Here is a 16,523-nt window from a genome sequence, read left to right on the forward strand (position 1 = left end):
CTGGCGATTAGAACATTGAGGCGATCCGGGTCAATTCCGTGCTTTTGGCGTCAAGCAAGTGACGCTTTGGGCGGATGACCGGGATCGCCGAAAATCATGTGCGAACCTTCGGGTCTGATCGGCTGGGAATGAATGCGGGTTTTCCCGCTGGTGGCCGCGCCTGCACGCCCCGGAATTCCGCGCCAACTCCTGTTTCAATTGCCTGACATGGGCGGTCTTTTCTCCGCCTTTGGAAGCCTCCGATACGCGCCTCTTGCTCCGCGCGTTCCGGGAGGAGGTGGGCGCGCCCCTCTGGGCGGCCTTGCCGCCGCCGGGATGTGGACAAGTCCCGCGCGATCTTGTCGCGCGTTTGCCCAATTAATTTTACACGAGTAAATTAAAATGATATCGCGAGAAAATTATGCGAGGGGAGGTCGTGTGATGATCTCGCCGCATGTCCACAAATGCGAAGGGAGGACAGATGTCCATTTCACGCGTTCTCAAGTCCGTTCTTATCTCTGGCGCTGCGCTTCTTGCCGCTACTTCGGCCTGGGCCGACGGGATCGGCGCGTCGCTTCTGACCCAGCAGCATCCGTTCTACATTGAGCTTGCCGATGCCATGAAGGCGGAAGCGGCGGAGAAGAAGGTGTCGCTGGAGGTCTCCATCGCCAATCAGGATCTCAGCAAGCAGCTTGCCGATGTCGAGGACTTCATCGTCAAGGGTGTGGATGTGATCGTGATCTCGCCGGTCGACAGCCAGGGCGTGCTGCCGGCGATCATGAAGGCGCAGAAGGCGGGCATCAAGGTGCTGACGGTCGATGTGCCGGCCAAGGGCATCGACGTGACTTCCTACATCGGCACGGACAACTACGCCGGTGGCGTGAAGGCCGGCGAGCTGATGTCCAAGGTTCTGGGCGGTGAGGGCAAGGTCGCGATCATCGACTACCCGACCGTGCAGTCCGTGGTCGCCCGCGTCGAGGGCTTCAAGAAGGCGCTTGAGAAGTCTCCGAAGATCGAGATCGTCGCCCAGCAGACCGGCATCACGCGCGCCGAAGCGCTGGCGGTTGCCCAGAACATGCTGCAGGCGCATCCCGACATCACCGGCATCTTCGGCTTCGGTGACGATGCCGCGCTGGCAGCTGCCGTCGCCGTCAAGTCCCAGGGCCTCCAGGACAAGGTGAAGGTCATCGGCTTCGATGGCATGGAAGAGGCACGCAACGCGGTCGACAGTGATCCCGTCATGGTCGGCGTCATCCAGCAGTTCCCGGGCGAAATGGGCAAGCAGGCCGTCGACACCGCGATCAAGGTGATGAACGGCGAAGACGTTCCGGCCGAGCAGCCGATCGAGCCGGGTGTCTATACCGGCAAGTAAGACGGCACGCCGGAGCTTTTTGCCCTCCGCGCCGGATATGCGTATCTGGTCGCGGAGGGCTTTTGTTATCAGACCAATGTGAGGGTGCCCGGAGTGGCCGAGACCCCGAATGACGTCGTGCTGTCTCTGCGCGATGTGAAGAAGACCTTCGGACCGATCACGGCGATCAAGCGGATGGAGCTCGACGTGCGTCGGGGGCGGGTCCACACGCTTCTCGGCGAAAACGGTGCGGGCAAATCCACGCTGATGAAGATCCTGGCGGGCGTTCAGCCAGCCACCGAGGGGACGATCCTGCTGGGTGGCGCGCCGTTCGCGCCCCGCTCGCCGCAGGAGGCCGCGGCCCGCGGTCTGGCGATCGTGTTTCAGGAGCTGAGCCTGGTGAACACGCTTACGGTGGCGGAGAACATTCTCGCGACCCGTGAGCCGAGCCGCTTCGGTTTTATTTCCGAGCGCAAGCTGGTGGAGCGGGCCGAGACGCTGGTGCGTGAGCTGGGTCTGCCGATCGATGTGCGCGCCCGTGTCGGTGATCTGTCCATCGCCCAGCGCCAGCTGGTCGAAATCGCCAAGGGGCTCAGTCACGACGCCGATATCATGATCCTCGACGAGCCGACGTCGTCATTGTCGGATGCGGAAGCGGAAATCCTGTTCCGGATCGTCGGTCGGCTGACGGAAGCGGGCAAGGCGGTGATCTATATCTCGCACCGCATGGAAGAGATCATGCGGCTGTCCGACGACATCACGGTGATGCGCGACGGCGAGTACGTCGCGACGCTGGAAAAGGACAAGACCTCCATCGACGAACTGATCGCGCTGATGGTCGGGCGGCAGATAAACGAGATCTATCCGCCGCGCGTCGGCGACGCACCGGGGCAGGATGTGGCACCGATCCTGGAGGTGGAGCACATTTCCAGCGGACGCGTCTTTCAGGATGTGAGCTTTTCGGTCAAGCCGGGCGAGATCCTGGGATTCTTCGGTCTCGTCGGTTCGGGCCGATCCGATGTCATGAAGGCGCTGTTCGGCATGCGCTGGTATGAGGGCACAATCCGGCTCGATGGCAACGAGGTGGCGCTGAAGGATCCTTCCGACGCCATCCGTCAGGGCATCGGCTTCGTGACCGAGAACCGCAAGGAAGAGGGCCTTGTGCTGGCCCACGCCGTGCGCGCCAACATCACAATGGCGGCGCTTGGCAGCGTCTCTTCGGGCGGGTTTTTGAACCAGCAACGCGAAGGAGAATGCGCGCAGGAGGAAAGCACACGGCTCGGCGTACGCGCCGCCTCCATCGAGACGACAGCCGGTACGCTGTCTGGCGGAAACCAGCAGAAGGTCGTGCTCGCCAAGTGGCTGATGACCCGGCCACGTGTGCTGATCCTCGATGAGCCCACACGCGGCGTCGACGTCGGCGCCAAGTTCGAGATCTACCGCATCATCCGGCAACTGGCCGCAGACGGCACCGCGATCATCATGGTCTCCTCCGATCTGCCCGAGGTGCTCGGCTTGTCGGATCGTGTGGTGATCATGTCCAGAAAGCGGGTCCAGGCGATTATGCCGCGCGCCGACCTGACACCGGAAAGCGTCATGAGTTTTGCTACGGGACAGAAGAAATGACCGAGACATCCGTCTACAAGGCCGATCCCATGGCCACCCTCAAGACCATGATGCGCCAATATGGCGGCATCTTCCTCGCGCTCGTCGCGCTGTGTGTGATCTTCTCCATCGCCAATCCGCGCTTCATGTCGGTGGCGAACCTGATGAACATCCTGCAGCAGGTGGCGGTGATCGCCATTGCGGCCTTCGGCATGACCTGGGTGATCCTGCTGGGCGAGATTGACCTTTCCGTCGGCTCCATCATCGCGGTTGCCGGTATGGTGGGGGCACAGGTGATCGGGCTCGGGTGGGGCTTCACACCGGCGCTGATGCTGACGTTGGTGTCCGGCATCCTGATGGGCGGCGTGAACGGGCTCCTGACGGCCAGGTTGTTGTTGCCATCCTTCATCGTGACCGTTGCGACGATGAGCATCTACCGCGGCATGGTGAGCCTGCCGACGAATGGCGCTCCGGCGATGATCATGGACCCGACATGGACCGCCATCGGCGCCAACAGCTTCCTCGGCGTGCCGATCATCATCTGGATCGTGGTGGCGCTGTTCATCGCCAACCACATCCTGCTGTCGAAGACCACCTTCGGTCGCAAGACCTATCTGACCGGCGGCAACCGCGAGGCGGCGCTTTATTCCGGCATCAAGGTCGACCGGATGAAGATTGTGATCTTCATGATCTCCGGTCTGATGGCCTCGATCTCCGGCATCTTGTTGTCCTCACGCCTCTATTCGGCACAGACCAACGCCGGAATGAGCTACGAGCTCGACGCCATCGCCGCTGCCGTTCTGGGCGGCACGTCGCTGTCCGGCGGAACGGGCTCGATGATCGGAACGCTGATCGGCGCGCTGATCATCGGCGCGCTCAACAATGGCATGAACATGCTGTCCGTTCCCTATTTCTACCAGCTGATCGTCAAGGGGCTTGTTATCGTATTCGCCGTCTGGCTCGACGTGCGCTCCAAGCGTCGGAAAGTCTGAGCAATGGCTGACAAGCAGCTTCTGACCGTCGGCGAGGTTCTCGTCGAGATCGTTGCCACGACAAAAGGCGACGGGTTTCGCGCCGCGCAACCGCTGATCGGGCCGTTCCCCTCCGGAGCGCCTGCGATTTTTGTCGACCAGGCGGCCCGTATCGGCGCGGGGGCGGCGATCATCTCGCGCGTCGGGGCCGACGATTTCGGGCGGGTCAATCTCGACCGGCTTTCGGCCGACGGGGTGAACATCGCCGGCATCGCCATCGCCGAGGATGGCGCGCCGACGGGCTCTGCCTTCGTGCGCTACCGCGAGGATGGCTCGCGCGCTTTCGTGTTCAACATCGCACATTCCGCCTGCGGCCAGCTGGAGCTGACGGCAGAGGCGGAAGCGGTGATCGACACCTCATCGCATATTCACGTGATGGGCACGGCGCTCAGCTCCCCGGGGCTTTCGAAACTGCTGAAGACAGCGATTGCGCGGATCAAGGCGCAAGGCGGGACGCTCTCCTTCGATCCGAACCTGCGGCCGGAGATCCTGGATACGCCGGGCCTGCGCTCCGCTCTTGGAGAGGTTCTGGCGCAGACGGACGTGTTCCTGCCCTCGGGCGACGAGATCTTCCTCTTCACCGAAGCGCAGGACGAGGATGGGGCGGTGAAGGACCTGCTGGCGCGGGGCATTCCGGAGATCGTTGTGAAGCGCGGGGCAAAGGGAGCCTCGCACTTCTGCGCCACCGGGCGCACGGATGTGGCGCCGCTCAAGGTGGAGGAAATCGATCCGACAGGTGCGGGCGACTGCTTCGGCGGTGCCTTTGTCGGGATGTGGCTTATGGGACACTCGGTGGAGGAGGCGCTCGCCTATGCCAATGCGGCGGGCGCGCATGCGGTGACGAAGGTCGGGCCGATGGAGGGGGCGGCGACCCGTGCCGAACTCGATCAATTCATGAAAGACCGTACGAGGTAAGCGATGCCGACGAACATTCTCCACGACCTTTCCGACTGGCGCGGACGCGACGGCGCGTCGGGCATCCCCTCGATCTGCACGGCCCATCCGCAGGTTCTGGTCGCCGCCATGCGCGCGACCACGCCGACCGGCCTGCCCTTGCTGGTCGAGGCGACCTGCAACCAGGTCAATCAGGATGGCGGCTATACCGGCATGACACCGGCCGACTATCGCGATCTCGTTTTCGGACTGGCGGATAGCGAGGGTTTCGACCGCTCCCGACTCATTCTCGCTGGCGACCATCTCGGCCCCAACCCATGGAAGGCCCTGCCTGCGGACGAGGCGATGGCAAAGGCGGAAGGGATGATCGCGGCCTTCGCGGCGGCGGGGTTCACCAAGCTGCACCTGGACTGTTCCATGGGCTGCAAGGGCGAACCGGTGGCGCTGAGCGACGATGAGACGGCTGAGCGCGCGGCGCGTCTGGCCGAGGTCGCGGAGGCCAATCTGCCTGGCGGCGATGTGCCTGCGCCGGTCTACATCATCGGCACCGAGGTTCCTGTTCCCGGCGGGGCGACGGAAGAGCTGGACGAACTGGAATTGACCGATCCGGAGGCCGCGAAAACGACCCGCAAGATCCACGAGGCCGCATTCGGCGCGCGCGGGCTTTCGGATGCCTTTTCGCGGGTCGTGGGCCTAGTTGTGCAGCCGGGTGTCGAATACGGCAATCACAATGTGATCGACTATGACAGCGCCAAGGCGCAGTCGTTGAGCGCGGCGCTGGCCGATATGTCCGGCCTGGTTTTCGAGGCCCATTCCACCGACTATCAGACGCGCGCGAACCTGCGGGCGCTGGTGCGCGACGGCTTTGCCATCCTGAAGGTCGGCCCCGGGCTTACCTTCCGTTGGCGCGAGGCGCTCTACGGTCTCGACATCATCGCCTCGGAACTGTTTCCCGGTGCGCGCGAAAAGACACTGCGCCAGGCCATGGAAGGGGTCATGCTGGCCGATCCGGCCAACTGGGATCGCTATTACGAGGGCGACGAGACTGAACGCGCCATGATGCGGCACTTCTCCTACTCGGACCGTATCCGCTACTACTGGCCCGCACCGGCGGCGCAGGAAGCGGAACGGGCGTTGTTCGCCCTGCTCGACGGCGTGGAGATCCCCGAACCCCTGATCAGCGCCTATCTGGGCGCGCGCTATGCTGACGTTCGTGCCGGTCGTCTCGCACCGAAGGCGCGCGAACTTGCTCTTGCTGCGGTCGAGGATCTGGTAGACGACTATATCTTTGCCTGCAGGGACTGAGGGAGTTTGACAGGGTTGGAGGGCGACGACAGCACGAAGGATCGCGACGACGAGGGGACCGGTATCCGGACGATGGAGGAATTCGCGGCCTTTGTCGGTCTGTCCCGGCCGACCGTGTCGAAATATTTCAACGACCCTGTCTCGATGCGCGCCAAGACGCGCGCGCGCATCGAGGCGGCGGTCGAGCAATCCGGATTTCGGCCGAACCTGCTGGCCTCCAACCTCAAGCGCAGCCGGACCCGCGTGCTCGGGGTCATCATTCCCGACAATTCCGATCCGTTCTACATGGAACTGACCCGGTGCATCGAGGAGATCGCCGAGCGGGCGGGCTATTTCTCTTTCGTGCTGACGTCGAACGGACAGCGGGAGAGGGAGACGGAGGCGATCGGACGCCTTCAGTCGCTGAACGTGGCCGGCGCGATCGTCGTGCCAATAGGGGCAGGTGAGACGAACACCGAACTCGCCCGCCTGGAGGCGCGCATTCCGCTTGTCTATGTCGACAGTCGCCCCGACCATGACGCCCCCTTCGTGGGGACGGAAAACGGGCAAAGCTTCAACCTGATCGTCGATTATCTGTGCCGCTCCGGCGAGCCTCCGGCCTTCCTGGGGATGCCCGAGGTTAATCGCAACGCGGGCGCGCGCCGACGCGCCTATGCCGCGGGCATGCGCGCGGTGGGGGCCGAACCGGTATTCCTGGACCTGCCGAAGGAAACGACCTGGAACTTCGAACGGGTGGGACACGCGGTGATGACCGCTGCGCTCGCCTCGCACAATCGTCCACGAACCGTCCTTTGTGCCAATGATCGCCTGGCCTTCGGCGCGTTGCTGGCGGCCTGGGAGGCGGGGTTGCGGGTCGGGCACGCGGAAGGGTCCGACATCCGGATCGCCGGTCACGACGATCATCCACTTGCGCGCTACACCTGTCCGCCGCTGACAACCGTGGCGCAGAATTGCAAAGAGATCGCGCGCACCGCCATGCACAAGCTCATCGCCCGTCTCGATGATACGGGGGACGAGGGGCCGTTGTGCTGTCTGCTGCGCGGCGATCTCATCCTGCGCGCATCCGCCTGAACCGTCCCGGCGCATGGTCCTTCCGATCGTTATCGGTGGTCGCTGTAAGGCTGGCCAGGCACTGATATCGCGCTGCAGGCGTGGCGCATGGCGGTATGGCGTCGAAAGCCGAATGGCAAGGTTCTGGCCAATTCCGATCAGCGGTCGCAGTTCACCTGCAGGACTGGGCTGGGTCCTTGAAGCTCTACACCCCCAAGCGCAAGCCCGTCAGCAACGGGATGCTGGCATCTGGGCGTTCGAATGGCAGCAGGCAGTGTCGTCCGAGGGTATCGACGAAGCTTGGGGCTGCTCACCTGAACGCCCGTTGCTTGGTCTCGCGGTCAATCTCGATCCTGCCCTTGAGCTTCCGGAGTTCGAAAGCAGAGACCAGGATCTCGATCCGCACGGTCCAATTGCAGGCGACGGGGATCGCCAGTTCGGGGATCGTCCAGATTGCCTCATCTTGCCGCTGGGCCTTACGCCGGAACGGCTCGATCCCGGCGTGCGGGCAGGCCATCACGAGGTCGACTTCCTCGGCCATGAGCGGTGCGAAGTCGCCTGTGAGCAGTTCGATTGATGCGGATGTCTCCCCCACCTGGCCTGGGTCGAGCGATAGCGTCGCCATCGCCGCCTCGCTATGGATATGGAGTGAGACGGGAGGCGCCTTCAGCTGCAAGAGGGATCGCGGTGGCGGCGTGTAGCGCCATGTGGTCACGACGCAGAGTACGCAGACAGCGAGCATGGTCTCGATTGCGATCATGCGCACCAGCCGACGTGTTGGCGCTTGCTGCGCGCGCAGGACGGGCTGGGTGAGCCGCCAGCGGTTATGGGCGGCAAACATGAGCAGCAGAGCGACGAGGCTCAGCTTGACGAGCAGCACCCGGCCATAGGCCGTGTCCCACAGCGCGGACGGTTGTTGCACTTGAACCCAGGCGATGAAAAGCCCCGCTGCAAAGAGGAGGAGGAGCGCGACCGGAATGACGCGCGAGAACCGGTCGAGCGCAGGCAATGCCTGCGGATCGCGCCTGCGAAGCGCGAGACCGAGCGGCGGCAGGGCGCCGATCCAGGACAGCACCGTCGCTGCATGGATAAAGACCGCCAGCCGCATCAGCGCCTGGGGGTCTGCCGTCGCTGCGTGGCCGCTCAACGTCAGCGACAGGCAGGCGACGACGGCTGCCGCGGTAATCAGGAGGCGCGCGAGCGTGCCCTTGGCGATCGCTGTGCATGTAGGGGATCGAGCAAGGGCGGCCAGAGCTAAGGCCGCAAGCCCAACGCCGACGGCGGGTGCCAGGCTCGTGCTTAAGGCAGCCAGCCAGGGAGCGGGCGAGACGATCTGGGTGAGCGGCGCGCCGAGTGCATCGAGGCCCTGAAATCCGAGCGAGACGACACCGCCCGTCGCGCCAAGTACCAACAGGCGGGTGTAGAGCCGCGCGGGTTGAGTGCCAGCCGCGAAAAGGAAAGACGTGGCCGCGAGGCCGCCTATGCCGAGAAAGAGCCCGACATAGAGCATGGCGCGCGCGAGCAAATAGCCGATCCGGACCGACCAGTCCGGCGCTGTTTGCGACCCGACAGCGCCCGCACTGGGGGTGCCGATGGAGAAGATCAACGAGCCACCAATGGGATGGCCGTCCTGTGAAACGACACGCCAGGACAGGACATGTGTGCCCTCGGCGAGATTGGCCGGCGCCTCGATGTCGAGCGTCGTATCTCGTAAAGTGGAGCGCTTAAGCTCCGTTGAGGCACCGCTCGGTGCCACCAGACGCAGTACTAGCGGGGCGACGGGTTCGTTGAACTGAAGCAGAAATCGCTTTGGGGCCGTCTTCAGAATGGCGGCATCCGCGGGCTCGGTGCTGGTCAGCGCGGCATGGGCATGCGCCTGCTGCGCAACAGGGCTGACGGATCCAAAGACAACCAGCAGCAAGGCCGCGGACACAAGCGGGAAAAGGCCGCGAAGAATATTGACCATGGCGGGCAAGCCTCTGGAGAAAACCGCGTTGCGTGGCGGCGCCTAAGGGCACTTCATGTCGGTGAAAAGGGGGGGGGCGGGAAGACGTGGCCCGCGCCCGTGTTCGGCTGCGGATCCGACACGCGCTTTCGCGCTGGCCGGATCCGCTTTGCGCGATCAGTGGTGGCTGTGGGCCTTTTCCAGCAGCTTCAGACCCGGAGCCGGGTGATCCGGCTCGGCCTCACCCTTCGCCGGCGTTTCGATCCAGCGGGTGACGGCGCCGTCGACGCATTCCTGGACCACCGGGAAATAGAAGGTTTCGCCTGCCGGCAAGCCGTCCGTCAGCATGCCACGCAGGACGAACTCGTCATATTCGTCGTCGGGCAGATTGCCGCCGCTCCAGGACACTTCCTTCACGCCCTCGGTCAGCTTGGCACCGTGATAGTAGTCGTAGGCCTTTTCGTACTTTCCGTGTGTCTTTTCCAGTGTCCAGCCGGGCTTCGGCATCGGCTTGACCGCGACGAAGCCTTCCGGGATCTGAATGCGTACGGCGGTCGTCGTCTTGCCGCTGCAGCCATGGGGCAAGCGGAAGGTTGCCTTGTAGGTCGAGCCGACCGGCGCTTCGCTCTGCTCAAGCGTCACATGGGCGGAGGCGGAGGTGATTGCAAAAGCCAACATGGCGCCGGCGAGAGTGAGGGACTTCGACATGAGTTTTCTCCAGAGTGTTCGGTTGAGACGCGCAGCCGCGCGCATTCGGCCAAACGGTCGCGCGTGTTTCGGCGGCGGAAAGCCAGCCGAGCGTTCAGGTGTTGGATTGTGTGGTTTCAGAGATTGTGCGCCGGCGGCGACGCGCAGCGTTGCCCCGGCGCCTTGACGCCCAGAGGGGAACGTCAGGTCTGGAGAGGTGGCGCGCGCGGTTGCGCTGGAGAATAGGAGCGACTGAGAACGATCGGCAGTGTTGCTTCGATCAACGGGCGCTCGATATGGGACGGAAAAGCGAAGGAGATCGAGACCGTGTCGATCCGACCCGGCAATGCATGGCCGGCAACGCATGTGCCGCCGCGACAGCAGTCTGGAATCTTGGAGCGGTCGTTGTCCGATGCGGGGGCAGTTTGTCCTGCATTGCTGGAGCAGATCGGATTGCCGAAAAAGTCGAGGGCTACGGTTTCCGGCCCGTGCCCCAGTGCAACAGCACCCACAAGCGACTGCACGACAAGCATATAGGCGGCGATGATCGCAACCCACATGGTGTCGATTCTGCGCGCCTGCTTCACTGTTTTCCCCCCAACACGCTGCGTCCCCTCGCAGAGTGGATCGGGATCCTGCTCTAGCCCGGCATCTGGGTCAATGGAAAATGCTCCCCGCCTCTTTGGGGGCGGGGAGCTCGCAGCGAACAGGAAAAGCAGCGTAATCCAGTCGCTATCTCACAATTTCAAGGCTGCATGTCCGACTGGATAAGGCGAGGGGGTGTCCGGTGCGGATCAAGCGCCGATCGCCGACAGAGGCTTGAACATGAACGGCCCCGACCGCATCCGGTCGGGGCCGTCTTCATCCGAGAATAGAGACCCCGGACAGGTCTCTCGCGAGCGTTTCACGGCTCAAGGCGGATCATGACGACAAGACAGCTCTCCCATTGGGGGAGGGAGCGAATGCTGCCACCCGTCCCGCAGCCAGATGAAACCTTCTCACGGTGGCTCAGGCCGCCTTGAACTGGTTCCCCCTGAGGTGGCCTCAGGCCGCCTCGAACTGGTTCCCCGTGAGGTGGCCTTAGGCCGCCTCGAACTGGTTCATCGTGTTCTTGGCGCCTCCGGCCTTCAGTGCGCGCTCGCCGCCGACCATTTCCTTGAAGGTGTCGCCGAGATCGGAGCCAACCTCATGTTGGTGCTTCACCGCCGAGACGCTGCGACGGATCTCTTCGCGCTGCACGTTGCGCACATAGGCCAGCATCCGCTCCTTGCCGAAATAGCCGTTGGAGAGTTCGTCCATGCCCTTCGCCGTCAGGTGGAAGGTCGGCAAGGTGATGAGGTTGTGGAAGACACCCGCCCGCGTGGCGATATCGCTCTGGAAGTTCTGCAGTCGCTCGTCCGCCTCGCGCCCGAGATCGGTCTCGTCGAATTCCGGCGACATGAGCCGGGTCCCGTCCGGATAGGCGTCCTCGCCGATCTTGCCTTGCGCGATCCAGTCCGCCCGCACCTGCTTGCGCAGGTTGAGCGTCCAGTTGAAGGACGGCGAGTTGTTGTAGGTGAGCTTGGCGTTTGGCACGACCTTGCGGATTTCCTCCACCATCGAAGCGATTTCGGAAACGTCCGGAGTTGCCGTTTCGATCCACAGAAGATCCGCGCCGCCTTGCGAGAGCGAGGCAATGCAGTCCTCAATAACCCGTTCGCGGCCCGTATTCTCCTTGAAGGCGAAGAGGCCGTTTGCCAGCCTGACCGGACGCACCGTCTTGCCGTCCTGCGCCAGCAGAAGCTCACCGTCGCGGGCCGGGGCATCGGCGGTCACCGGCTCGGTCTTGAGCCACTTGATGTAGTCGGAGGCAAGGTCGCCCGCCCCCTGGCTGACCGGCACCTTCTGGGTCAGCCCGGCACCGAGGCTGTCGGTGCGCGCGACGATGACGCCCTCTTCCACGCCCAGTTCCTCAAAGGCCAATCGGCAGGCCCGCAGCTTCTCGATGAAATCCTCGCGCGGAACCGTGACCTTGCCGTCCTGATGACCGCACTGCTTGGCGTCGGAGACCTGATTTTCGATCTGAAGGCAGCAGGCCCCAGCCTTGATCAGTTCCTTGGCCAGCAGATAGGTGGCGTGCTCGTTGCCAAAGCCTGCATCGATATCGGCGATGATCGGCACGACATGGGTCTCGAACGCGTCGATTGCCGCGATGGCTTCGGCTTCCGCCTGCGCGTTGCCGGCCTCCCGCGCAGCACTCAGAGCCTTGAACAGGTCGTTCATGGCGACCTCATCCGCCTGACGCAGCGAGGTGTAGATTTCCTTCACCAGATCCACGACCGCGGTCTTCTCGTGCATGGACTGATCCGGCAGGTGCCCCCAGCGGTTGCGCAGGCCCGCCACCATCCAGCCGGACAGATAGACATAGACGCCCTTGGCGGTGCCGCGCTGGCGCTTGACCGCCTTGATCATCTGCTGGGCGTGAAAGCCGGACCAGCATCCCAGCGACTGCGTGAATCGGCTCGGATCCGCATCATAGGCTGCCATGTCGTTCCGCATCACCTTCGCCATTTCCCGGGCGATGTCGAGATGCGTGTCGAAGGTGTTCTGCAGCCTGAGCTGCACGATGTCGTCGATCGACACACCACCCGGCATCTCCCCTTCCGGATAGCGGCGCATGAGATCGTTACGGATTTCACGATAGGTCCTGGTCATTATTGTCACTCCTCCTGACCCTGAAAGCTCTGTCCCGGCGCGCTTGCCCAGCTGCTGTCGCCGTCGGCGGCCGAGAAATAAAGAAACCTTGCGTCTTCCTGCACCGCATGTCGCAAGGCCCCGCCATTGCGCGGAAAACGCAAACGGGCTCCCCGGTCCTTGCGTTGAGGTTCCACATTGTCATTCATGGCGATCCTCCCGATCTTGGTCATGCGGCTTGCCGACACAATATTCGCAATCCATAATTCGCAAACGGCTGAAAAAGCCAAGATTTGCAAAGCAATTGCCTTCGTTTTGCGAAGGTTGCAAAGGATCGAAATGAAGAAGGCCTTCCTGGGAGGACGTCTCCGGCAACTGCGTGAGCAGCAAGGACTGACGCAAGCGGCACTTGCGCAGCGGCTGGAAATCTCACCGAGTTATCTCAATCAGCTGGAGCGCAACCAGCGCCCGCTGACGGTGCAGGTCTTGTTGAAGATCAATGCCGAGTTTGGGCTCGACATCCAGTTCTTCTCCGAAGAAGGCGATGCCCGGCTGCTGGCCGAATTGCGCGAAGCGTTTCAGGGCGATGCCAGCCAGGAACGGGTTCCCGCTTCCCAATTGCGAGATCTTGTCGACAACATGCCTGCCGTCGCGCGCCGCTTCCTGAAGCTCTACCGCGACTATCGCGAGGCCGACGAACTCGCCAAGTCTCAAGTTCTGGGTTCCGGCGAAAACGGCCCCGTCACCGCGACGCGCACCTCTTTCGAGGAGGTGCGGGATTTCTTCTATGATAACCGGAACTTCTTTGAAGGTCTGGATGACAGGGCCGAGGCCCTGTTTGAAAACGCCGGGCTCGTGATCGGCTCTGCGGGCGATGGACTGGAGCGACGCCTGCGCGACCGGCACGGGATTTCGGTGACGATGAGCGAGGCGGGGGAAGCGGGTTGGCTGCGCCGTTTCGAGGCCAGAGAGAAAACCCTCTATCTCTCGCGCGAATTGCAGGAGGGACAGCGCGCCTTCCAGATCGCGACGCAACTGGGCTTTCTGGAGGCAACGCCGGAGATTTCCCGACTGGTGGAGACCGGCGCCTTCTCCAACGACGAAAGCCGCAGGCTTGCCCGCATCGGACTGGCGAACTATTTCGCCGGTGCCCTGATCATGCCTTATCGCAAGTTCTGGCGCTCGGCGGAGGAGAACGGCTACGACATCGCCTGGCTCTCCCGTCATTTCGGCGTCGGTTTCGAGGCGACCTGCCACCGGCTGAGCACCCTCCAGAAACAGGCTACACGCGGCGTACCGTTCTTTTTTCTGCGGGTGGACAGGGCGGGCAATATCTCCAAACGCCAGTCCGCGACCGACTTCCATTTCTCCAAGATCGGTGGCAGCTGCCCCTTGTGGAAGGTGCACTCCGCCTTCGACCGACCGGGCGAAATCCTGACCCAGATTGCCGAAATGCCGGACGGGCGGCGCTATCTTTGGATCACGCGTACGGTCAAGAGCGGGTATGGGCGCTATGGCGCGCCGGAGAAGATCTTCGCCGTGGCGCTTGGATGCGACATCCAGCATGCGGGACGGCTCGTCTATTCCAACGGGCTCGATCTCGACAATCCCAGCGCGGCAACCCCGATCGGGGCGGGATGCAAGATCTGCCCGCGCGAAGGCTGCCCGCAACGCGCGTTCCCGATGTTCGGCAAGCCCATCGTCGCCGATAGCGACAGCACGCGCTTCGCCCCCTATTCAGCCAATGGCGCGACAATGGACTGAGTTGCGGTTCCCGTCGGGGACAAACGCTTGCGCACATGAAAGCCTACCCGCTCCGCGCTTGGCAGGAGCGAAGCAAGTGGTGGCAAACCGATCTCCCGCGCGCCGCTCCCGCGTTGTTCCGCCCTCTTCGCACGCTTCGCAGATTTGCCTTATCCCTTCGCATTTCGTTTCATTTTCAGTCATTTACCCCGATCGTCCGCCCCCGCTATAGCTTCGCCATACCAAGCAAACGCGAAGGAGCAAGCGGGTGGACGCTGCCGCTGTCGAGGCCCGGTCGGACGAAAGTCAGTCGGGCGAAATCCAGTTCCTTGAGCTGGTGCTGCCTGAGCAGACCAATCACTACGGCACGCTTTATGGAGCCAATGCCCTGCACCTGATGGGCAAGGCTGCTTTCGTTTGCGCCTCACGTCGTGCCAGGCGCACCATCGTGATGGCGAAATCCGACGCCATCGACTTTCGCAAGCCGGTGAAGCTCGGTCATCTGATTGATATCAGGGCGCGTGTGGCGGCGGAGGGACGGACGTCATTGACCGTCTGTGTCGACGTTATCGCCGAGGATCTGGCCGACGGCTCCCGCTATCCGGCCATAAGCGGAAATTTCGTCATGGTCGCTGTCGACCGCGACGGACGCCCAACGCCCCTTGCCCCCGATGCCAACTTCAAGCCCGACGCTTGCCCACAGGAGGACCTCCACCCGTGATCCCACATGCCGTTCGCACTTACCGTTCCGCAGAGATGCTCCCCCGTGAGGATCAGCTCGCCTGGAAGATCGCATCCGTGGCGAGCGACGATGTCCCCCTTGATGACGATGTCGTGGAGATGATCGGCAATCGCATCATCGACAATGCGTCGGTCGCGGTCGCCTCTCTCGCCCGTCACCCGATTGTCAGCGCAAGAGCGCAGGCGCAAGCGCACCCGGCAAGGCCCGGCGCCACCGTGTTCGGGCTTTCGCCGGACGCGCGGATCTCCCCTGAATGGGCGGCGTGGGCGAATGGCGTGGCCGTACGCGAACTCGATTTCCACGATACGTTTCTTGCCGCCGACTACTCCCATCCCGGCGACAACATCCCGCCGATCCTCGCGGTTGCCCAGCATTGCGGGCTCGACGGTGCAGCTCTGGCCCGCGGCATCGCGACGGGCTACGAAATTCAGGTCGATCTGGTGAAGGGCATTTGCCTGCACGAACACAAGATCGACCATATCGCCCATCTGGGACCATCGGCTGCCGCCGGTATCGGCACGGCACTGGGGCTGGACACGCACGTGATCTTCCAGGCGGTGCAACAAGCCCTTCACGTGACGACGACCACGCGCCAGTCGCGCAAGGGCGAGATTTCGAGCTGGAAGGCCTATGCGCCGGCCTTTGCCGGCAAGATGGCGGTGGAAGCCGTCGACCGGGCAATGCGCGGGGAAGGTGCGCCGTCTCCGGCCTGGGAGGGCGAGGACGGCTTCATCGCATGGCTGCTCGGCGGTCCGCAGGCGCACTACACGGTGCCGTTGCCGGGACCCGGCGAAGCCAAGCGGGCGATCCTGGAGACGTATACGAAGGAATACTCGGCCGAATACCAGAGCCAGGCGCTGATCGATCTCGCCCGCCGCATGGGGCCGAAGATCCGCGAGCGGGCCAATGGGTTCACGGGTGTGGAGAGCATCGTCATCCACACCAGCCACCACACCCACTACGTGATCGGAACCGGCGCGGGCGACCCTCAGAAGATCGACCCGACCGCCAGTCGTGAAACGCTCGATCATTCGATCATGTACATCTTCGCCGTGGCGCTTGAGGACGGTGGCTGGCATCACGAGCGCTCCTATGCGCCGGAACGTGCCCAGCGCCCGGAGACCGTTGCCCTCTGGCACAAGATCTCGACCGTGGAAGAGCCCGTATGGACCGAGCGCTATCACAGCCGCGATCCGGAGACCAAGGCCTTTGGCGGTCGCGTGGTTGTCACCTTCAAGGACGGCTCGACGCTTGAGGACGAACTGGCGATTGCTGATGCCAATCCGCTTGGCGCCCGCCCGTTCACCCGCCCCGATTATGTCGCCAAGTTCCGCACGCTCGCCGAAGGCATTGTCGAGGCGAGCGAACAGGACCGTTTTATCGCCACCGTGGAGCGGCTGACCGCGTTGCGCCCCGATGAACTGGCCGGGCTTACGGTCACGGTTGCCCCTGAACGGCTCGGCCCGGCTGCATCAAGCGGACTATTCGACTTTACCCAATGACTTTTATCGCGAGAGG

At 63.3% G+C, this 16,523-nt stretch carries 14 protein-coding genes; 9 read left to right on the forward strand and 5 right to left on the reverse strand.

Translation table 11 applies throughout. From position 1 onward, the window contains the following. Positions 1-460 precede the first annotated feature (460 nt). The 6 genes from ABGM93_RS18575 to ABGM93_RS18600 all read left to right on the forward strand — a co-directional run bounded on the left by ABGM93_RS18575 (position 461) and on the right by ABGM93_RS18600 (position 7,236). Positions 461-1,351, forward strand: coding sequence for a substrate-binding domain-containing protein (locus tag ABGM93_RS18575; RefSeq protein ID WP_319775366.1), 891 nt, complete (start codon positions 461-463; stop codon positions 1,349-1,351). Positions 1,352-1,444: 93 nt separating this feature from the next. Beyond that, positions 1,445-2,956, forward strand: coding sequence for a sugar ABC transporter ATP-binding protein (locus ABGM93_RS18580; RefSeq protein ID WP_321501997.1), 1,512 nt, complete (start codon positions 1,445-1,447; stop codon positions 2,954-2,956). Beyond that, complete coding sequence (locus ABGM93_RS18585; RefSeq protein WP_321501999.1) at positions 2,953-3,927, forward strand: ABC transporter permease; 975 nt, start codon at positions 2,953-2,955, stop codon at positions 3,925-3,927. Before ABGM93_RS18580 ends, ABGM93_RS18585 begins: the two co-directional genes overlap by 4 nt. A gap of 3 nt (positions 3,928-3,930) precedes the next feature. Then, positions 3,931-4,881: a sugar kinase gene (locus ABGM93_RS18590; protein WP_321502001.1), complete on the forward strand. Its 951-nt coding sequence runs from the start codon at positions 3,931-3,933 to the stop codon at positions 4,879-4,881. 3 nt (positions 4,882-4,884) lie between these two features. Beyond that, positions 4,885-6,165 (forward strand): D-tagatose-bisphosphate aldolase, class II, non-catalytic subunit, encoded by a 1,281-nt coding sequence (locus ABGM93_RS18595; protein WP_321502003.1) that lies wholly within the window; start codon positions 4,885-4,887, stop codon positions 6,163-6,165. Between the two features lie 6 nt (positions 6,166-6,171). After that, complete coding sequence (locus ABGM93_RS18600) at positions 6,172-7,236, forward strand: LacI family DNA-binding transcriptional regulator (RefSeq protein ID WP_321502005.1); 1,065 nt, start codon at positions 6,172-6,174, stop codon at positions 7,234-7,236. Positions 7,237-7,525: 289 nt separating this feature from the next. On the opposite strand, the gene ABGM93_RS18605 is transcribed toward ABGM93_RS18600, so the two are convergent. From ABGM93_RS18605 to ABGM93_RS18625, 5 genes are all read right to left on the reverse strand, one after another. After that, positions 7,526-9,181: a CopD family protein gene (locus tag ABGM93_RS18605; RefSeq protein ID WP_321502007.1), complete on the reverse strand. Its 1,656-nt coding sequence runs from the start codon at positions 9,179-9,181 to the stop codon at positions 7,526-7,528. A 156-nt stretch (positions 9,182-9,337) separates the two neighbouring features. After that, a complete protein-coding gene (locus ABGM93_RS18610; RefSeq protein ID WP_321502009.1) occupies positions 9,338-9,868 on the reverse strand; it encodes a YcnI family protein in 531 nt (176 codons plus the stop codon). Between the two features lie 182 nt (positions 9,869-10,050). Continuing rightward, positions 10,051-10,434, reverse strand: a complete 384-nt coding sequence (locus ABGM93_RS18615; RefSeq protein ID WP_321502011.1) for a hypothetical protein — start codon at positions 10,432-10,434, stop codon at positions 10,051-10,053. Between the two features lie 493 nt (positions 10,435-10,927). Further along, a complete protein-coding gene (locus ABGM93_RS18620; RefSeq protein WP_321502013.1) occupies positions 10,928-12,541 on the reverse strand; it encodes an isocitrate lyase in 1,614 nt (537 codons plus the stop codon). Positions 12,542-12,546: 5 nt separating this feature from the next. Continuing rightward, positions 12,547-12,753 carry a hypothetical protein gene (locus ABGM93_RS18625; RefSeq protein ID WP_321334930.1) on the reverse strand — a complete coding sequence of 69 codons (207 nt, stop codon included), beginning with the start codon at positions 12,751-12,753 and terminating at the stop codon, positions 12,547-12,549. 106 nt (positions 12,754-12,859) lie between these two features. Here ABGM93_RS18625 and ABGM93_RS18630 point away from each other — a divergent pair, with 106 nt between their 5' ends. The 3 genes from ABGM93_RS18630 (at position 12,860) to ABGM93_RS18640 (ending at position 16,507) form a co-directional block, all read left to right on the forward strand. Beyond that, positions 12,860-14,284 carry a short-chain fatty acyl-CoA regulator family protein gene (locus ABGM93_RS18630; protein WP_321502015.1) on the forward strand — a complete coding sequence of 475 codons (1,425 nt, stop codon included), beginning with the start codon at positions 12,860-12,862 and terminating at the stop codon, positions 14,282-14,284. A gap of 247 nt (positions 14,285-14,531) precedes the next feature. Continuing rightward, the gene (locus ABGM93_RS18635; protein ID WP_321334926.1) at positions 14,532-14,984 is read left to right on the forward strand and encodes an acyl-CoA thioesterase; all 453 of its coding nucleotides are present in this window, start codon (positions 14,532-14,534) and stop codon (positions 14,982-14,984) included. Further along, positions 14,981-16,507, forward strand: coding sequence for an MmgE/PrpD family protein (locus tag ABGM93_RS18640; protein ID WP_321502018.1), 1,527 nt, complete (start codon positions 14,981-14,983; stop codon positions 16,505-16,507). Before ABGM93_RS18635 ends, ABGM93_RS18640 begins: the two co-directional genes overlap by 4 nt. Positions 16,508-16,523 lie beyond the last annotated feature (16 nt).

The organism is Breoghania sp. (genome assembly GCF_963674635.1).
Taxonomy (GTDB): Bacteria; Pseudomonadota; Alphaproteobacteria; order Rhizobiales; family Stappiaceae; genus Breoghania.